The sequence below is a fragment of the Microbacterium saperdae genome, from assembly GCF_006716345.1.
In the GTDB taxonomy this organism is placed as follows: Bacteria; Actinomycetota; Actinomycetes; order Actinomycetales; family Microbacteriaceae; genus Microbacterium; species Microbacterium saperdae.
In genome coordinates this window covers 2,128,078-2,145,294 of record NZ_VFOX01000001.1, presented here as the reverse complement: position 1 = coordinate 2,145,294, position 17,217 = coordinate 2,128,078, and the positions used below count along the sequence as shown (strand labels likewise).

17 protein-coding genes and 1 other RNA gene are annotated in these 17,217 nt (G+C 67.0%); 13 read left to right on the top strand and 5 right to left on the bottom strand.

What is annotated here, in order from left to right; translation table 11 throughout:
- Positions 1-6 precede the first annotated feature (6 nt).
- The 6 genes from FB560_RS20945 to dapF are packed head-to-tail and all read left to right on the top strand — an operon-like array spanning position 7 to position 4,962.
- Positions 7-456, top strand: coding sequence for a regulatory protein RecX (locus FB560_RS20945; RefSeq protein WP_229673132.1), 450 nt, complete (start codon positions 7-9; stop codon positions 454-456).
- Between the two features lie 50 nt (positions 457-506).
- A complete protein-coding gene (gene miaB, locus FB560_RS10270) occupies positions 507-2,054 on the top strand; it encodes a tRNA (N6-isopentenyl adenosine(37)-C2)-methylthiotransferase MiaB (protein WP_141872266.1) in 1,548 nt (515 codons plus the stop codon).
- Positions 2,051-2,995 carry a tRNA (adenosine(37)-N6)-dimethylallyltransferase MiaA gene (gene miaA / locus FB560_RS10265; RefSeq protein WP_407662554.1) on the top strand — a complete coding sequence of 315 codons (945 nt, stop codon included), beginning with the start codon at positions 2,051-2,053 and terminating at the stop codon, positions 2,993-2,995. Before miaB ends, miaA begins: the two co-directional genes overlap by 4 nt.
- Before the next feature lie 38 nt (positions 2,996-3,033).
- A complete protein-coding gene (locus FB560_RS10260) occupies positions 3,034-3,564 on the top strand; it encodes a dihydrofolate reductase family protein (RefSeq protein ID WP_141872264.1) in 531 nt (176 codons plus the stop codon).
- Between the two features lie 56 nt (positions 3,565-3,620).
- On the top strand, positions 3,621-4,067 hold the full coding sequence (locus FB560_RS10255; protein WP_141872263.1) for a GNAT family acetyltransferase: 447 nt from the start codon (positions 3,621-3,623) through the stop codon (positions 4,065-4,067).
- A gap of 22 nt (positions 4,068-4,089) precedes the next feature.
- Entirely contained in the window at positions 4,090-4,962 is an 873-nt protein-coding gene (dapF, locus tag FB560_RS10250; protein ID WP_141872262.1) for a diaminopimelate epimerase, read from the top strand.
- A 49-nt stretch (positions 4,963-5,011) separates the two neighbouring features.
- Here the strand turns inward: dapF and FB560_RS10245 are convergent, their stop codons facing one another.
- Complete coding sequence (locus tag FB560_RS10245; RefSeq protein ID WP_141872261.1) at positions 5,012-5,653, bottom strand: class I SAM-dependent methyltransferase; 642 nt, start codon at positions 5,651-5,653, stop codon at positions 5,012-5,014.
- 68 nt (positions 5,654-5,721) lie between these two features.
- Between FB560_RS10245 and hflX the strand changes: the two genes are divergently transcribed.
- The gene (gene hflX / locus FB560_RS10240) at positions 5,722-7,227 is read left to right on the top strand and encodes a GTPase HflX (protein ID WP_141872260.1); all 1,506 of its coding nucleotides are present in this window, start codon (positions 5,722-5,724) and stop codon (positions 7,225-7,227) included.
- A 42-nt stretch (positions 7,228-7,269) separates the two neighbouring features.
- On the opposite strand, the gene FB560_RS10235 is transcribed toward hflX, so the two are convergent.
- Positions 7,270-7,932 (bottom strand): SIMPL domain-containing protein, encoded by a 663-nt coding sequence (locus FB560_RS10235; RefSeq protein ID WP_141872259.1) that lies wholly within the window; start codon positions 7,930-7,932, stop codon positions 7,270-7,272.
- A 137-nt stretch (positions 7,933-8,069) separates the two neighbouring features.
- Between FB560_RS10235 and ssrA the strand changes: the two genes are divergently transcribed.
- From ssrA to FB560_RS10210, 5 genes are all read left to right on the top strand, one after another.
- Positions 8,070-8,439: a transfer-messenger RNA gene (gene ssrA, locus FB560_RS10230) on the top strand.
- A gap of 304 nt (positions 8,440-8,743) precedes the next feature.
- Positions 8,744-9,496, top strand: coding sequence for an IclR family transcriptional regulator (locus FB560_RS10225; protein ID WP_141872258.1), 753 nt, complete (start codon positions 8,744-8,746; stop codon positions 9,494-9,496).
- Between the two features lie 113 nt (positions 9,497-9,609).
- Positions 9,610-11,097: a purine-cytosine permease family protein gene (locus tag FB560_RS10220; RefSeq protein ID WP_141872257.1), complete on the top strand. Its 1,488-nt coding sequence runs from the start codon at positions 9,610-9,612 to the stop codon at positions 11,095-11,097.
- Between the two features lie 40 nt (positions 11,098-11,137).
- The gene (locus FB560_RS10215; protein WP_325058551.1) at positions 11,138-12,259 is read left to right on the top strand and encodes a histidinol-phosphate transaminase; all 1,122 of its coding nucleotides are present in this window, start codon (positions 11,138-11,140) and stop codon (positions 12,257-12,259) included.
- A gap of 6 nt (positions 12,260-12,265) precedes the next feature.
- A complete protein-coding gene (locus FB560_RS10210; RefSeq protein WP_141872256.1) occupies positions 12,266-13,726 on the top strand; it encodes an FAD-binding oxidoreductase in 1,461 nt (486 codons plus the stop codon).
- A 3-nt stretch (positions 13,727-13,729) separates the two neighbouring features.
- Here the strand turns inward: FB560_RS10210 and FB560_RS10205 are convergent, their stop codons facing one another.
- The 3 genes from FB560_RS10205 to FB560_RS10195 are packed head-to-tail and all read right to left on the bottom strand — an operon-like array spanning position 13,730 to position 15,983.
- Positions 13,730-14,632 (bottom strand): dihydrodipicolinate synthase family protein, encoded by a 903-nt coding sequence (locus FB560_RS10205; protein WP_141872255.1) that lies wholly within the window; start codon positions 14,630-14,632, stop codon positions 13,730-13,732.
- A 9-nt stretch (positions 14,633-14,641) separates the two neighbouring features.
- Entirely contained in the window at positions 14,642-15,151 is a 510-nt protein-coding gene (locus FB560_RS10200) for a GNAT family N-acetyltransferase (protein WP_141872254.1), read from the bottom strand.
- A gap of 46 nt (positions 15,152-15,197) precedes the next feature.
- Positions 15,198-15,983 (bottom strand): helix-turn-helix transcriptional regulator, encoded by a 786-nt coding sequence (locus FB560_RS10195; RefSeq protein ID WP_141872253.1) that lies wholly within the window; start codon positions 15,981-15,983, stop codon positions 15,198-15,200.
- Between the two features lie 162 nt (positions 15,984-16,145).
- Between FB560_RS10195 and FB560_RS10190 the strand changes: the two genes are divergently transcribed.
- On the top strand, positions 16,146-17,192 hold the full coding sequence (locus tag FB560_RS10190; protein WP_141872252.1) for an ABC transporter substrate-binding protein: 1,047 nt from the start codon (positions 16,146-16,148) through the stop codon (positions 17,190-17,192).
- The last annotated feature ends 25 nt before the right edge of the window (positions 17,193-17,217 follow it).

The following is a 17,217-nucleotide window of genomic DNA, read 5'->3' as shown; positions in this document are numbered from 1 at the left end:
CGCTCCTTGTCGATCTCGGAAGCCCGCACGGTATTGAAGACCCACGGTCTCGACGGCGCCCAGATCGACGATGTGCTCGACGATTTCACCCGACGTGGCTACCTCGATGACGCCGCCCTCGCGAGTCAGCTCGTGGAGTCGGGGAGCCAGCGCAAGGGGCAGGGACGCGTTGCGCTGTCCCGTGCTCTCGCACAGCGCGGTATCCCGCGCGACGTGGTGAACGCGGCGCTCGATGAGCTTCCGGACGACGATGCCGAGCGGGCGTTGGACTTCGCGCGGACCAAGGCACGGTCGCTCAGCAGGCTCGACGCCGAGACGGCGCTGCGGCGTCTGGTGGGCCAGCTGTCTCGCCGCGGATACAACGGATCCGTCGCCATGACCGCGGCGAAGACGGCCCTGGCCGAAGCGACGTTCGGTGGTCGACCGAGCGGCGTGCGATTCGTGGATTCCGACTGACGCCTGCGCCGCGCTGATCCACGCGATCGCGCTCGTACAATGGGAGCATCATGACTATCCCGCGCAGCGAACCGACGATCATCACCGCCTCGTCGGCAGCCGTCGACGTCGACGGCCGACAGCGATCCTACGAAGTGCGCACCTTCGGGTGCCAGATGAATGTCCACGACTCGGAGCGATTGTCCGGTTCGTTGGAAAGCGCCGGCTATACCCGTGCTGAGGCAGGGACCGAGGCGGACGTCGTCATCATCAACACCTGCGCCGTGCGTGACAACGCCGCCGGCAAGCTGTACGGGACGCTCGGCCAGCTGGCCGCCGTCAAGCGGCGCAAGGACGGGATGCAGATCGCCGTGGGCGGGTGTCTCGCTCAGATGGACAAACAGGCCGTGCTCGATAAGGCGCCCTGGGTCGATGTCGTCTTCGGGACGCACAACATGGGCTCTCTGCCCGGTCTGCTCGAGCGCGCCCGCCACAACGGCGAGGCCGAGCTCGAGATCCTCGAAGCGCTGGAGGTGTTTCCATCCACGCTTCCCACGAAGCGTGACGCGGCTCACAGCGGTTGGGTGTCGATCTCGGTGGGCTGCAACAACACCTGCACGTTCTGCATCGTGCCCAGCCTCCGCGGCAAAGAGAAGGACCGTCGCCCCGGTGACATCCTGAACGAGATCCGTCTTCTCGTCGAGGATGGTGCCCTCGAGGTCACCCTCCTCGGCCAGAACGTCAACTCCTACGGCGTCGAGTTCGGTGACCGCCAGGCGTTCGGAAAGCTCCTGCGAGCGGCGGGAGAGATCGACGGCCTCGAACGTGTGCGCTTCACGAGTCCCCATCCGGCGGCGTTCACTGATGATGTCATCGACGCGATGGCCGAGACCCCCAACGTCATGCCGCAGCTGCACATGCCGTTGCAGTCCGGGAGCGATCGGATCCTCAAAGCGATGCGGCGTTCCTACCGGAGCGAGCGTTTCCTGGGCATCCTCGATCGGGTGCGCGAGCGGATCCCACACGCGTCGATCACGACCGACATCATCGTGGGTTTCCCCGGTGAGACCGAGGAGGACTTCGAGGACACCATGCGTGTCGTCGAGCAGGCGCGCTTCTCCGGCGCTTTCACGTTCCAGTACTCCATCCGCGAGGGTACGCCCGCCGCCACGATGGACGACCAGGTGCCGAAGGAGATCGTCCAGGAACGGTACAACCGGCTGATCGCGCTGCAGGAGCGCATCTCGCTGGAAGAGAGTCAGAAGCAGATCGGTCGTGAGGTCGAGGTCCTCGTCTCCACCGGCGAAGGGAAGAAGGACGCGGCGACGCATCGCCTGACCGGTCGTGCGCAGGACAATCGTCTCGTGCATTTCGAGGTCACCGAAGGCTCCGATCTTCCCCGTCCCGGCGATGTGGTCACCGTGACCATCACTCACGCAGCTCCGTTCCACCTGCTCGCCGACGATCCGACCGGTCGTCCGTTGCAGATCCGTCGTACGCGCGGCGGGGACGCATGGGATCGCGCACAGGCAGAGTCCTGCGCGGTGCCGGCTCCCGCGAGCGACGGCGGACCGCGGGCTGTGTCGCTCGGACTCCCGACGCTGCGCGTCGGAGTGTGAACACGATCCCCGCGCACGAATCGTCGGCGGCATCGGAGCCTCGGCTCTGGGGCATCGTCGGTGCGACAGGCACAGGCAAGAGCGATCTCGCGCTCGATCTTGCGGAAGCACTGCGCGAGCGCGGGAACCCGGCAGAGATCGTCAACGCCGATGCGATGCAGCTGTATCGAGGGATGGATATCGGCACGGCGAAGCTGCACCTCGACGAACGTCGGGGTATTCCGCACCACCTCTTCGATGTGAGAGAGGTCGACCAAGAGGCCGCGGTCGCCTGGTATCAGCCGCTCGCTCGTGATGCGGTCGCCGCGATTCATGAGCGCGGCGGCGATGCGATCCTGGTGGGCGGGTCCGGGCTGTACGTCTCCAGCGTCATCTACGACTTCCAGTTCCCTCCGCGCGATCCGGAGGTGCGCGCACGACTCGAGCAGGAGCTGGCGGAGCAGGGCGTCACCGCGCTGCTCGAGCGGATCCGTGCCCTCGATCCGACCACGGCGGCCCGTGTCGACCCGCGCAACGACCGCCGTGTGATCCGTGCGCTGGAAGTCCTCGAACAGGGTGGTGCGACCCATGGAGCGGCGTTGCCCGAAGAGCCGGTGCTGTGGCACGGGCGCACGAAGCTGATCGGCGTGCACATCGATCGTGCGGAGCTTGTCGAGCGGCTCGACGCGCGCGTGGAGCGCATGTGGGAGGCCGGACTGCTCGATGAAGTCGCCGGGCTGCGCGATCACGGACTCGAGCGCGGCGTCACCGCGCAGCGCGCGATCGGCTACGCGCAGGCCCTGGGGCACCTCGAGGGTCGGCTCACGCGCGCCGAGGCGATCGCCGAGACCCAGGCGCTCACGCGTCGCTACGCCCGCCGTCAGGTGTCGTGGTTCAAGCGGTACGACGGGCTGGAATGGCACCAGCCTCCCGTCGATGTGCGCGCCCTGCTCGTCGGCTGAGACCCGTCGATGTCGGTGGCTCCTGCGAGGCTGGGAGCATGACCACCTACTACTACACGGCGTCCAGCTTGGACGGGTTCATCGCTACCCCCGAGCACTCGCTGGAGTGGCTGCTGAAGCAGGACATCGATCACGAAGGCCCGATGGCGTACGCGGCGTTCGAGAAGGGAATCGGAGCGCTGGCGATGGGCGCGTCGACGTACGAGTGGCTGCTCCGCAACCAGGGTGAGGAACCGTGGTCATATGCGCAGCCGACCTGGGTCTTCACACACCGGGACCTCCCGACGCCGGAAGGAGCGGATGTCCGATTCGTCGAAGACGATGTGCGCACGGTGCACAGGGAGATGGTCGCTGCGGCGGGGGAGAAGGACGTCTGGATCGTCGGTGGGGGAGAACTCGCCGGGCAGTTCGCCGATGCCGATCTGGTCGACGAGGTCTGGGTGCAGTACGCACCCGTCACGCTCGGCGCGGGAGCGCCGCTGCTGCCGCGTGCCCTCGACCTGGAACTGCTCGATGTGGCGCGGAACCGGAGCTTCCTCTGCGGTCGCTACCGCGTGACGAAGAGATGACCGTTCGCCCCTAGACTCGTGACCCGGTGCAGTCGGCAGGACGAGGAGGACAGAGCGTGGAGTGGGCCATTCGTGCGTTCGTGGACAGCGACACAGAACCCGTTGTTTCTCTGTGGCATGAGGCTGGTCTGACCAGACCCTGGAACGACCCCTATCTCGACATCGCGCGTAAACGCGCGGTGCAGCCGGAGCTGTTCCTGGTCGCCGTGCTTCCGCCGGGGGAGGCCTCCGACGAGGCGACAGTGATCGGCACCGTGATGGCAGGGTACGACGGTCATCGGGGGTGGCTGTACTACCTCGCCACGGCAGAATCCGCTCGTGGGCGCGGAGTGGCCCGCGGCCTCGTGCAGGAAGCGGAGCGGCTCCTGGAGGAGATGGGATGCCCGAAGGTGCAACTCATGGTGCGGGAAGGGAACGAGGTGGTCCTCGGGTTCTACGACGCGCTCGGCTATGAGCGCTTCACCGTCGCGAACACGGGGAAGCGGCTCGTCGCCGACGCCTAGCCTTGATCCCTAGACTGGGCTGATGGTCGCATTCACCAAGGGACATGGCACCGGCAACGACTTCATCATCATCGCGGACGCGGATGGGGAGCTCGATCTGAGTGCGGAGCAGGTCGCCGTCCTGTGCGACCGCCACTTCGGCATCGGTGCGGACGGCGTGCTCCGGGTCGTGCGGTCATCGGCCATCCCGGAAGGCGCAGCGAGTCTGGCCGAGGAGCCCGACGCGGAATGGTTCATGGACTACCGCAACGCAGACGGCTCGATCGCGGAGATGTGCGGCAACGGCATCCGCGTCTTCGTGCACTTCCTGCTCCGCTCGGGTCTCGCGGAGATCGAACCGGGCTCGACGCTGCCGATCGGCACCAGGGCTGGAGTGCGGGATGTGACACGCAGCGAGTCCGGCTACCAGGTGGACCTCGGACGCTGGCGCCTGTCGGGCGGCGAACCGTTGGTGAAGGCGGACGGACTCACGATCACGCGCCCTGGCATCGGTATCGACGTGGGCAACCCGCATGTCGTCGTGGCACTTGCCTCTGAGGTCGAACTCGCCTCGCTCGAGTTGCACCGCGCCCCTGAACTCGATCCGGCACCGCCGGCCGGCGCGAACGTGGAGTTCGTCGTGCCCGGCGAGCCGCTGGTGCGCGACGGCATCGGTCACGTGCGCATGCGGGTCTCCGAGCGCGGGGTCGGCGAGACCCTCAGCTGCGGCACGGGCGTGGCTGCGACGGCCCTGGCCGTGCGCTACTGGGCGGGCGAGGCCGCGCCGGACAACTGGCGCGTGGAGGTTCCCGGCGGCACCCTGGGTGTGCGGATGTTCCCGGCCGAGGACGGCGAGCACGTCGCCCTCTCCGGTCCGGCCCAGCTCGTCTTCCACGGCGAGGTCGATCTGATCTGACCTCGGTGCCTGGCCTCGCCGCTGGGGCGTTCGCGCCGCGGCGAGAGTCTCAGCTGAGGGCGATCGGCTCGGTCGGCGGACTGCCGTGCTTGCGCACCTTGAGCACGCGGTAGCCCTTGGCCGTGGTCGTGCGGAAGACGCTGTAGCCGGGGTGGAACGTCGCTCCGATCCAGCGCTGGAGTGAATCGGCGCCGAGATTGCGCTGCACCACGAGCCAGGCATCGCTGCGTTCGTCGAGCCGCGGGATCCAGCGCTCGAGCAACCCGTGCAGTTCGTTCTTCCCGACCCGGATGGGTGGGTTGGAACGGATGGTGCGGAACGTCACATCGGCGGGAACATCATCGGGCAGCGACGCGTTGACATTGGTGAGCCCGAGGGCTGCGGCATTGCGCCGGACCAGATCGAGCGCCCGCTCGTTCACGTCGACGGCCCACACCGTCGCGTGCGGTGCGGCTATCGCCATCGACAGCGTGATGGGACCCCATCCGCTGCCGAGGTCGAGAAGGTTGCCTCCCGGTGGCACCGGAGGCATGTTGGCGAGAAGCACTGCGGTGCCGGCATCCAGACGATCCGGGCTGAAGACGCCTCCCGCAGTGGTGACGTCCAGCTCTCGGCCCGCGAGCGTCACATGGATCGCACGCAGGTTCTCAGGGCTTGCCGGGGCCGCAGTGAAGTAGTGGTCGGACCCCATACGGCGAGCGTACCGGAGAGCGGGGGCTAAGGTTAAGGCTCGCAACAAAAGCCAGAGATAAGGAACGGATGACGGATACCACGACACCCTCCACGGGCGACGACGCGATGGATCGCGTGCTCGCCCATGCGGAGAAGCGCACAGAGGTACGCACGTTCGGCGCAGCACAGGCGTTGCAGGACGAATCGACCACCGCGCACTCCACGACTGACGGAAACCAGTGGGATCTCGAGGATCGGCACGCCCTTCGCCGAGTCGGCGGACTGTCCACGGAGCTGGAAGACGTCACCGAGGTCGAGTACCGTCAGCTGCGCCTGGAGAACGTCGTCCTGGTCGGGGTCTACCCGCAGGGTGCTCAGGAGGACGCCGAGAACTCGCTGCGCGAACTCGCTGCGCTGGCGGAGACCGCCGGAGCCGTCGTGCTCGACGGCGTGCTGCAGCGCCGCCCGCATCCCGACGCCGCGACCTATCTCGGTCGAGGCAAGGCGCAAGAGCTCAAGGACATCGTGGCCGCGGTCGGCGCCGATACCGTGATCGTCGACACCGAGTTGGCCCCGAGCCAGCGTCGTGCACTCGAGGACGTGGTCAAGGTCAAGGTCATCGACCGGACGACCGTGATCCTCGACATCTTCAGCCAGCATGCCAAGAGCCGCGAGGGCAAGGCTCAGGTCGAACTCGCGCAGCTCGAATACCTGCTGCCGCGTCTGCGTGGCTGGGGTGACTCCATGAGCCGCCAGGCCGGTGGCCAGGTCGGCGCCGGTGGCGCCGGTATGGGTTCCCGCGGACCTGGTGAGACGAAGATCGAACTGGACCGTCGCCGCATCCGCACCAAGATGGCGCTGCTGCGGCGGCAGATCCGTGACTACGCTCCGGCGCGAGAAGCCAAGCGCGCCGAGCGCAAGCGCAACACGATCCCGTCCGTGGCGATCGCGGGCTACACGAACGCGGGCAAGTCCAGTCTGCTGAACGCGCTCACGAGCGCAGGCGTGCTCGTCGAGAACGCGCTGTTCGCGACGCTGGACGCCACCGTGCGGCGCTCCGAGACCTCCGACGGCCGTGTCTACACGATCACCGACACCGTCGGTTTCGTGCGGAACCTGCCGCACCAGCTCGTCGAGGCGTTCCGCTCGACCCTGGAGGAGGTCGGAGACGCCGATGTCGTCCTCCATGTGGTGGACGGTTCCCATCCTGACCCGGCGGGCCAGCTGCTGACCGTCCGCGACGTCATGGGTGACGTCGGAGTGCGGGACATGCCCGAGATCGTGGTGTTCAACAAGGCCGATCTGATCCCCGACGACGAACGCCTCGTGCTGCGGGGCCTCGAGCCGCATGCACACTTCGTCTCGTCCCGCTCCGGCGAGGGCATCGCCGAGCTGCGTGCGGCGATCGAAGAGGCGCTGCCGAAGCCTGCGGTCGAGGTGCGTGCAGTCGTCCCCTACGATCGCGGCGATCTTGTGGCAGCCATCCATGAGACCGGGATGCTGTTGTCCGTGGAGCATCAGGAGGATGGCACAGCCGTGCACGCCCGGGTGTCCGAGCGGCTGGCTGCGGAGCTCGCGCCGTTCGTCCGCTGACGGCCGTCGTGCCGCCATCGCAGGCTTCGGGGCCTTCACGCGTCAACGCGCGACGAATCGAGCTTCCACCGTCGCGGTGACCGTGAGCTCTTCCGGCTCGTACTCCATCGCGGGCGCGGAATCGGCGGCGAAAGCCCCCGCACGTGCCTTCATCAAGGGAGCGCCGGGGGAGGGCTGTCCGCTCGAGATGAGTCCGACATCCGCGATCTCCAGCGGAGTGACCGTCGAGAGCCCGAGTGCCCCTGCGTAGGCTTCGGCGCGCGTCACCGCGACTCCGACCGCGGCCGCCGCGACTTCCCGCTCGACGCGATCACGCGTGGTGGGCGTGAGGTGCCAGTCCACCCAGCCGACCTCGACCCCGTCCCACGCGGAGATGTCGGAGACCCAGATCGAGAGTTCGGATGCCTCGGTGAAGGTCGCGGTGAAATCGATGCTCGCGTAGTAGACGGGAGCAAGGCGCTTGCCTTCGCTGTTCCACGGGCGCTCGGCGCGGACGGAGAGTCTCTTGCTAGACCAGTCCACGACGACATCCGTCTCGGCACGCTCCGTGATGCTCGCGCGCACCGGTTCGCCGAGTCGCATCACATCGTCGACGACGGAGCCGCGCTCCGGACCTTCGGAACGGACGGTGACACGGATGGTGGCGCGCTCCGGTGCGATGCGCGCCTCATGCTCGCCGCGGACGGTGACGGTGACTTCGCTCATGCGCCGACTCTACGCCAGCGAGCGGCGGGAATGGCGGGCGGCCGGCAACCGTTGTAGTCTGTAATGCTGGAGTCGTTCATCGGCTCGAGAAGAACAACTACACAGTGCGACAGCGGCTCCTTCGAGAGAAGGACCACGGGGCTGATCGGTTTCGACAGCGCCTGTGAATCCACGAGAAGCGGGCCGAGGATGCAGAGTTATCTCGTAAACGCTCTCTGCAAAAAAATAGTTGCCGAAACCAAGCGCAACGACTTCGCCCTCGCTGCATAAGCGAGCCCGATAGTCCGTCAGGCCGTATGTGATTCCGATACGGATCCTGGCGTCATCTAGGAATCTTGCTGCGTGATGGCGTCTGGACGTCACGTGGGACTCTTCCCAGGCTGGGCTTGTCGACTTAGGTGTCTGTGACAAAGGTCGGAGCCGAGCAGAACGTCTTCACAGACTGCGCCCGGAGAAGGCGTGGAGACTCAGCGTTGGACGGGGGTTCGATTCCCCCCAGCTCCACCAGGTCGCTGTCGCGAGAGAAACCCCGTACCGCCCTGTTCGCAGGGAGGTACGGGGTTTCTCTGTGTCCGGAGACGTCTCGTCGGCGTCCCGTCGGGGGGTGATCTCGATTCGCGAGCCACTACCGCATTCGCGTGTGCGCTTTTACGGAAATGCGTTATTGGCTCGATATTCAGTCGCATATGGGGGCCAAAGGGGACTGCGCATACACACGGCGATCGTCGCATCCGGACACGCTCAGGAGCAATTGTCGCTCAGCGAAAATTCGCCATTTCTGGGGTGATCAAGTCCTTGTAGCATCCGACGTATGTCTGAGGTCATATCGGCGGCCAATCCGCCGATGGGGAGTTTCGACCGGGTCGCGAACGTCCTGGTCGCGATGTCGCGCATGGACGCGCCTCGTGTCGCGCAGATCGGTGCATACACGGGGCTTCCCGCGAGCGCCGTCTACCGATGCCTCACGTCGCTCGTCGAGGCCGGGCTCGTCGAGGAGGGGCCGACCCGCGGGCGATACCACGCCGGCGTCGCTACCGTCGCACTCGCCGAGCGGTATCGGCACAGCGTTCTCAGCGGCGACGTCACCTCCCGCACGCTTCATGCGCTCGCTGCGCACACACGGGAGTTCGCCGCATTGCTGGTGCGTCGGGGCGACGACATCGTCTGCATCGATGCGGCAGACGGCTTCCGGGTGTTGCGCTGCACGTTCGTCGTGGGTGAGGTCGTGCCGATGGTCGCCGGGGCCAGTGCGAGCGCGATACTCGCCTATCTTCCGGACGATGAGGTCGAGGGCGTTCTGGCCCGGAACAGCGTCGCCGGTGGCGACGCCGCGGCGCTGCGGGCGTCATATGCCGAGGTCCGCGAGCGCGGCTTCGCGATGAGCGCGGGCGAAGTCGATGAGGGGGTGTGGGGCGTGGCGGCGCCGGTGTTCAGAGAGGGGATGGTCATCGGCGCGGTCGCCACCATGGCTCCGGTGATCCGCGCCTCCCGGCTCGCTCGCGCCGTCGTCCCGGCGACGGTGCTGGCGGCGAAGGCTCTCTCCGAGCAGGGGCTTCGCCTCTGACTCCCAGATCTGCACGAACTCACACCCTCCGACGGCTCGGCGTCCGCTGCTCCTCGCTCACTCGCGACGATGCATGCCGCCTTCCGCGGACAACCGAAAGGAGAGTTGACACGATGACGAGTCAACAGACGACGACGACCGGAACTCTGATCATCGAGCGGAGAACCATCGACATGGTGCCGAAGAACGAACGCCACGGCACGCCGTGGAGCCAGTTCACGCTCTGGTTCGGCGGGAACATGCAGATCACGGCGATCGTCACCGGCCTGATCGCGGTCGCGATCTTCCACGCTGAGCCGCTCACCGCCATCATCGCCGTGCTCGTGGGCAATGTCATCGGCGGAGTGACGATGGCTCTGCACTCGGGGCAGGGTCCGCGGATGGGCCTGCCGCAGATGATCTCGAGCCGCGCGCAGTTCGGGGTGATCGGAGCGACGCTCCCGCTCGTGCTCGTCATATGCATGTATCTCGGCTTCGCGTCGACCGGCGCCGCGTTGGCGGGAGATGCCATCAGCCATCTCCTCGGGTTGCCTTCCACCGCCGGAGCCGCTCCGGTCGTCGGCATCCTCATCTTCGGCGTGCTGACGGTCATCGTGTCGGTCTTCGGATACCAACTCATCCACGTGATGGGGCGGGTGGCGACCGTCGCGGGCATCCTCGGATTCGCCTACCTCTTCTTCCAGCTCTTCGCGAACTATGACGTCGGGGCGAGCTTCGGGGAGGGGGCGACCGATGCCGCGACGTTCATGGTGTGCCTGACGCTCGGAGCGAGCTGGCAGATGACCTACGCGCCGTACGTGGCCGACTATTCGCGCTACCTCCCCGCGGACACCCCGGTGTCGACGACGTTCTGGTCGACCTTCCTCGGCAGCGTCACCGGCACGCAGATTTCGATGACGCTCGGCATCCTGATCGGTGCGGTCTCAGGGGAGGCGCTGCTCGGTGGACCGGTGGGGTTCGTGGGGCACCTCGCGGGACCGGCAGCGGCGGCATTCGTGATCTACCTCGTGATCATCGTCGGCAAGCTCACGGCCAACACGCTCAACGCCTACGGCGGCATCATGAGCACAGTGACGGTGATCACCAGCTTCAACGCCGGCACGCGGATCACGTCTCGAGCGCGCTCGATCTACATCATCGTGTTCGTCGCCTTGACGATGGTCATCGCCATCGCTGCGAGCGCGGACTTCCTGAACAACTTCAAGAACTTCGTCCTGCTGCTCCTCGCGGTGTTCATCCCGTGGAGCATCATCAATCTGGTCGACTACTATCTGATCTCCAAGGAGCGCATCGACATTCCCGCGCTCTACGACCGGCGCGGACGCTACGGCGCGGTGAACTGGACCGCCCTCGTGTCATATGCGATCGGCATCGCGGTGCAGATCCCCTTCCTGACCAGTGACACCTACAGCGTGCTGGGAACGTTCAACGGGCCGTTGGCCGATGTGATGGGCGGGATAGACGTCTCCTGGGCCGTGTCGATGATCGTCACCTTCGCGGTGTACTACCCGTGGGCCAAGCGCACCATGAGACCGCCGTCGGCCATGATCTACCCGCGCGACTACACACCAGAGCAGACCGGTCAGATCGCGGTGGTGTGAGGTGCCTTCCCCACTCGTTCTCGCGACCAGAGGAACCCTCATGATGAGAACCGTCGACGAGCACGCGGACGCCGTGCAACCGCGCCCCGAGATCACCCGGCTGCCGCGGTACCGCCCCGGCAAGCCGGTGATCGCCCGTCCGGGGCTGGAGGGGTTCAAACTCTCATCCAACGAGAGTCCGTTCGATCCGCTACCGGCGGTGCAGGAGGCGATACGCCTGGCCGATCGCCCGAACGTGTACCCGGACCCCAGCGCCTCGCCACTGCGGGAGAGGCTCGCAGAGATGCTGCGCATCCGGCCCTCGAACATCGTGGCGGGCGCCGGGAGCCTCGCGGTGCTGAACGACGTCCTGCAGGTGTTCGCGGGACGTCGTCCCGACGGCACCGCCGACGAGGTCGTCTATGCCTGGCGCTCGTTCGAGTCCTATCCGATCTCGATCGGTCAGACCGGCGCACATGGTGTCCCGGTGGCACTGCGGCCGGACATGACGCATGACCTCGAGGGCATGCTCGCGGCCGTGACGGAGCGGACGAGAGTCATGATCCTGTGCACCCCGAACAACCCGACGGGTCCCGCCCTCGGTCATGCCGAGGTCAAGGACTTCCTCCTGCGGCTGCCCTCGCATGTGCTGGTCGTGATCGACGAGGCCTACGTCGAGTACGTGCGCGGCGACGACAGGCTCGATGCGATGGCGTTGCACAGGGAGTTCGGGAACGTGCTCGTGCTGCGCACGTTCTCCAAGGCGCACGGCCTCGCGGGGCTGCGGGTGGGCTACGCCATCGCCAGGGAACGCGTCATCAAGCACCTGGATGCCGTCGCCGTGCCGTTCTCCGTCTCCCAGGCGGGGCAGATGGCGGCCATCGCCTCGTTGGACGCGCTGCCGGATGTGCTCGAGCGGGTCGAGCGGACCGTGCAGGAGCGGGAGTGGTTCCGAGCTGAGCTCTCGAGCGCGGGGCTGAGGATCCCGGAGGCGCAGGGCAACTTCGTCTGGTTGCCATGGGGCGAACGGTCGGCGGAGTTCACCGCGCTCTGCAATGCGCAGGCTGTCGCGGTGCGTCAGTTCGCGGCGGAGGGTGTGCGGGTCTCCATCGGTCTGCGGGAGGCGCACCTGCGCGTGCTCGGGATCGTCCGTGATCTCACTGCGTCGAACCGGAAGGAGTAGAGGACGATGGGCGATGCACAGAGATCTGCGCGCGCAGACGAGGCGGACGGCGATGAGCGAGGCGTCGTGGAAACGCTGGAGCGGGCGCTTCCCGGCCGGGTGCTGCGGCGTGCTGCCGATACGAGTGACTACTCGCATGATCGCTCTCATCACCCGTGGGCCCCGGCGGTCGCCGTGGTCAGAGCGACGTCGACGGATGACGTGGCGACGGCGGTGCGGGTCTGTCGGGCGGCGGGCGTGCCGGTGATCGCACGGGGCACCGGCACGGGGCTCGAGGGCGGGGCAAATGCGCGCCCCGGTGAAGTCGACCCGATCACCGGAACGGTGCCTCCCCGGGCGAACGTCGTGATCATCGACCTTCAGGAGATGAACAGGATCCTGCGGATCGATCCGGACTCCGCAGATGCGACAGTCGAGGCGGGCGTGCGGCGCAGCGGTCTCAATCCCGTGCTGGCGCGCGAGGGGCTGCAGTTCGTGGCCGGTCCGGGTGTGGACGCGTCCCTCGGAGGGATGGCCGCCACACGGGCCAGCGGGACGAACGCGGTGAAGTACGGCACGATGGCCGAGAACGTCCGAGGGCTCACGGTGGTCATGGCGGACGGCACGGTGGTGCGGACCGGTGGCCGCGCACGCAAGTCATCGGCTGGCTACGACCTCACGCACCTGTTCATCGGCTCGGAGGGGACCCTCGGGATCATCACCGAGCTGACGCTGAAGCTGACGCCGATACCCGAGGCGCGTTCGCTCACCGTGCTGTCCTTCCGCTCGGTCGAAGCCGCGGCGCGCGTCGTGCAGCGGAGTCTGCAGGCGGGCGCCGATCTGGCCAGAGCGGAGCTGCTCGACACCGTGCAGATCGCCGCACTCAACGCCTACTCGCACACCGATTTCCGCGAGACGTCGACCCTGTTCATCGAGCTGAGCGGTGAGACGAGAAGTCTCGTGGGGCAGGGGGAGCGGCTCGACGCCATCGCGGAGTCCGAGGGAATGCTCGAGCGCCGGAGCATCGCCCCTGATGACCAGGAGCGGGTCTGGCAGGTGCGCCATGACGCGCTCCCGGCCGCGCAGGCGCTTCGTCCCGATGCGTACACCTGGTCGACCGATGTCTGCGTGCCGATCGCCCACCTCGCGCAGTGCATCACCGAGACACAGGCCGACATCGAAGCCAGTGGACTCGTCGCCCCCATCGCCGGGCATGTGGGCGACGGGAACTTCCACCTCGCGTTCGTCCTCGCGAAGGGAGACGATGCGGAACGGCATCGCGCGGCCGCGCTGTATCGACGGATGATCCGCCGAGCACTCTCCGTCGGCGGCACCTGCACCGGCGAACACGGTATCGGAGAGGGGAAGATGTCCGATCTGATCGATGAGCATCCCAGCGGCGTTCCGGTGATGCGAGCGATCAAGCGCGCTCTGGATCCGGAGGGAATGCTCAACCCGGGGAAGATGGTCGACAGCCGCGGTGAGTGAGTGTCAGCCTCCGAGCGAGAGCTCTTCGATCACGGTCGCGACGCGGCCTCGCTGTTCATCGTCGAGCCCGCGGATCGGGAGCGGCAGGCACCGAGAAGGTGCGAGGCCGAGGTGCTCGGCGACAGCGGCGATCACACGCAGGCTGCCCCCGAATTCGGCGAAGAGCTCCCACAGGGGCGCGAGACGCGCCGACTCGGCGGCGGCCGCATCGAAGGCCCCTTCTTGGCTGCTCCGGGTGATCCGAGCGGCGGGGGAGGGCAGCGTGCCTGCCACCACGGAGTACCAGGCATCGCAACCAGCGGCGAGGCCGGCGGCACCGAACGCGTCGCCCGAGACTCCGATGGTCACATGGTCGGGAATGGTTGCGCGGATCTCGGCGACGTGGGCGCGTGCCGCATCCGGTTCCCGGGGGACCCCCGGGATCTTGATCGACGCGATGCCGGGGAGCTCGGCGATGCGACCGTAGAGCTCGGGCGAGAAGGCGAAGTGCGTCGTGCCGGGGTTGTCGTAGACGATCACGGGAAGTCCGCTACGTGCGGTGACGGTCTGATACATCTCGAACACGTCGTCCGAGGTCAGCGGCTGATAGGTCATCGGAGCCAGGAGAAGGCCGGCAGCTCCCGCCCGCTCCGCGTTCGCGGCGTGCAGGAGCACCTCGGATGTCCGCAGGGCGCTGATGCCGACGAAGACCGGTGTGCGGTCGGCGTGCTCGACGGCGAGACGTGCGACGCGAGCGCGCTCGATCGGGCTCAGGTATGCCGCGCACCCGGTGGAGCCGAGTGCGGTGATCGAATCGACGTCGGCCGCCGCCAGCCGCTCCACGAGCCCGGCGAAGGCACGTTCGTCGACGACGTCATCGTGCAACGGGGTGAGGGGGAACGCGCTGAGTCCGGCGAAGGGCGACATGCGAACAGCCTACGAGCCCCGGCGCTCATACCCGTCGAGCACCCACTCGTTCATCGTGAGATCAGCGCCTCGGAAGCTCGCAGTGATGGTGCCGACCAGCTGGAGGCCGGCGCGTCGGCAGACGGCATTGGACGCAGGGTTGTCGGTTTCGGGAAACGCGACGAGTGGGCGACTGTCGCCTCCCTGGCTGCTGATGTCGTCGCGCAGCAGCCCGACCGCTCGGCCCGCGATCCCCTGGCCTTGGGCTTCCGGAAGGACGAACCATCCGGTCTCGAAAGCGTCCTGCTCTCTCCAGCGCACGCTCCAGTAGCCGATGGACCCGACTTCCTGCGTGCCGTGCCGGATGACGAACATCCGGGCTTCCCCGGTCTCGACGTAGCGGAGATAGCGAGCGTGACGATCGGCGACCTCGGCGTCCGACTCGGGACCGTTCAGATGCGCGGTCATCTCTGCAGTGTTGGCCCGGTGCAGCAACCAGAGATCGTCCTCGCTCCAGAGGCGAAGTGTGATGTCTGCCATGAGTCGAGGATCTCACTGGGCGCTGACAACGCGGGGAGGCGCGGTGTCAGTGCAGGGGCCGACGGAACGCGGGGGCGCCGCGCAGTCGTCGTTTCGCGCGGATGTAGGTCGCCGGCGTCGATCCGAACACCTGCCGGAATGCCTTGATGAAGCCGGTCGGCGTGCTGTAGCCGATGAGCTCGGCGGTGTCCTGCACGGAGTGCCCCTCCACGAGGAGGCGCTCAGCCGCATAGACGCGTGCGCGGGTGCGCCACTGGCTGAAGGTGATCCCGGTGTCCGCGAGGAAGGCACGATGCAGGGTCTTGGTGCTGACACCGAAGTGCTGCGCCCAGTTCTCCAGCTCGCGGAGCTCCTGAGGATCCTCGAGGATGGCTTCCGCGATCGCACGAGCGCGCGGGTCGGAGGGGAGCGCCAGCGCGTCATAGCTCTCCTCGGTCGAGGAGAGGATCTCCCGCAGCAGAGCGATCGAGGCGTCCAATCGTGACTCATCGACGTCGATCGACGACAGGCTCTGGATGATCGCCACCGCCACGGGATCGACGGGGAGAACCAGCGGCCGGGTCCAGCGCGGCTGGGGGAGCCGCAGGACAGGGTCGATGTAGAGGCTGAACATCTCCTCGGCCCCGACCATCTGCATCTCGTGCTCGGCGAGGGCGGGGATCCAGGCGAAGTGGTCACCGTGCAGATGCCAGCGGGAATCGCCCACGCCGATGCGGGCCCCGCCGGGGATCCACGCCAGCTGGTCGGCGGCGTGCGAATGCGGCTCGAAGTACTGGTCCGGCAGCACCTGCTCGCGGTGCGCCTCAAGTTTCTCGTATGTCTTTCCAGGCACAGCGGTCGAGCCTCCGGTGGTGATCGTGGAACCAGATCATCCTGGACGGACATCACGACCGACTTCTGGGACGATTGGTGTCCTTCTCGGATGGTAGCAAATTAGGTAAGCCTTTACTATGTTGGGGCCTCGTCACCTGTGCCCTTCCACCCGAGGAGTCCCATGTCCCGCCCGTTCCGGCGCGCCCCCCGAGCGCTCATCGCGCTCACCGCTCTCGCCCTCGCCGCATCCTCGCTTTCTGCGTGCGCCGCGGCGTCGGACGCGGAGGGCGGCGAGTCCTCTCAGACGGCCTCCGACACGTACCCCCTCACCGTGGAACATGTCTACGGCGAGACCACGATCACGGAGAAGCCCGAGCGCGTCGTCACTCTCGGCTGGTACTCGCTCGACGTCGTCGCCGCGTTGGGCGAAGTGCCGGTGGGTGTGGAGGACTTCAGCTGGGGCAACGTGGACACGTACCTGCCGTGGTTCAAGGACAAGGTGGAGGAGCTCGGCGGCGAGCTTCCCGAGGTCATCCAGTTCACAGACGCCGGTGAGTACGACTTCGAGCAGATTCTTGCGCTCGCGCCCGATGTGATCCTCGCCAACCACTCCGGCATCAGCGAGACCGACTACAAGCGCCTGACGGAGATCGCACCGACCGTCGCGTTCCAGAAGTCGGCATGGGCCTCGGATCGTGAGCAGCTCACGCTCTCGGTCGGTTCGATCCTCGACAAGGAGGAGGAGGCGCAGCAGCTGCTCGACGACGCGGATGCCGCGATCGCCGCCACCGCGGAAGCACACCCGGAGTTCGAGGGGATCGTCTTCACCTATGGCTGGTTCCTCGGTGAGGGCGAGACCGCGCTCGGCCTCTACCTGCCGCGTGACCCGCGCGTGCCGCTTCTGGAGGAGCTCGGCTTCGTGTCGTCGCCGGATGTGGATGCACTCGAGAGCACGACGAAGGAGTTCTACGCGAACGTCAGCCTCGAGGAGCTCGGCGACATCGAGTCCCAGTTCCACATCGGGTGGAGCAACACCCCGGAGGACGTCTCCCACACGCTGGCCGACCCGCTGATCTCGCGCTGGGCGCCGATCACGCAGAACTCCTACTACTTCTTCGAAGATCAGCGCCTCGCCTGGGCGACCACTGCGCCGAGCGTGCTCAGCATCCCCTCGACGATCGATGATCTCGCCGACGCGCTCGCGAGCGCTGTCCCCTCGACGAACTGACGTTGTCCACGTTGTCGAGCCGCGC

Excerpts from the sequence above, each read along its gene's own strand:
- miaB (WP_141872266.1), top strand. The coding sequence starts at position 507 with ATGACTATCCCGCGCAGCGAACCGACGATCATCACCGCCTCGTCGGCA.
- FB560_RS10260 (WP_141872264.1), top strand. The coding sequence starts at position 3,034 with ATGACCACCTACTACTACACGGCGTCCAGCTTGGACGGGTTCATCGCT.
- dapF (WP_141872262.1), top strand. The coding sequence starts at position 4,090 with ATGGTCGCATTCACCAAGGGACATGGCACCGGCAACGACTTCATCATC.
- FB560_RS10245 (WP_141872261.1), bottom strand. The coding sequence starts at position 5,653 with ATGGGGTCCGACCACTACTTCACTGCGGCCCCGGCAAGCCCTGAGAAC.
- hflX (WP_141872260.1), top strand. The coding sequence starts at position 5,722 with ATGACGGATACCACGACACCCTCCACGGGCGACGACGCGATGGATCGC.
- FB560_RS10235 (WP_141872259.1), bottom strand. The coding sequence starts at position 7,932 with ATGAGCGAAGTCACCGTCACCGTCCGCGGCGAGCATGAGGCGCGCATC.
- FB560_RS10225 (WP_141872258.1), top strand. The coding sequence starts at position 8,744 with ATGTCTGAGGTCATATCGGCGGCCAATCCGCCGATGGGGAGTTTCGAC.
- FB560_RS10220 (WP_141872257.1), top strand. The coding sequence starts at position 9,610 with ATGACGAGTCAACAGACGACGACGACCGGAACTCTGATCATCGAGCGG.
- FB560_RS10215 (WP_325058551.1), top strand. The coding sequence starts at position 11,138 with ATGATGAGAACCGTCGACGAGCACGCGGACGCCGTGCAACCGCGCCCC.
- FB560_RS10210 (WP_141872256.1), top strand. The coding sequence starts at position 12,266 with ATGGGCGATGCACAGAGATCTGCGCGCGCAGACGAGGCGGACGGCGAT.
- FB560_RS10205 (WP_141872255.1), bottom strand. The coding sequence starts at position 14,632 with ATGTCGCCCTTCGCCGGACTCAGCGCGTTCCCCCTCACCCCGTTGCAC.
- FB560_RS10200 (WP_141872254.1), bottom strand. The coding sequence starts at position 15,151 with ATGGCAGACATCACACTTCGCCTCTGGAGCGAGGACGATCTCTGGTTG.
- FB560_RS10190 (WP_141872252.1), top strand. The coding sequence starts at position 16,146 with ATGTCCCGCCCGTTCCGGCGCGCCCCCCGAGCGCTCATCGCGCTCACC.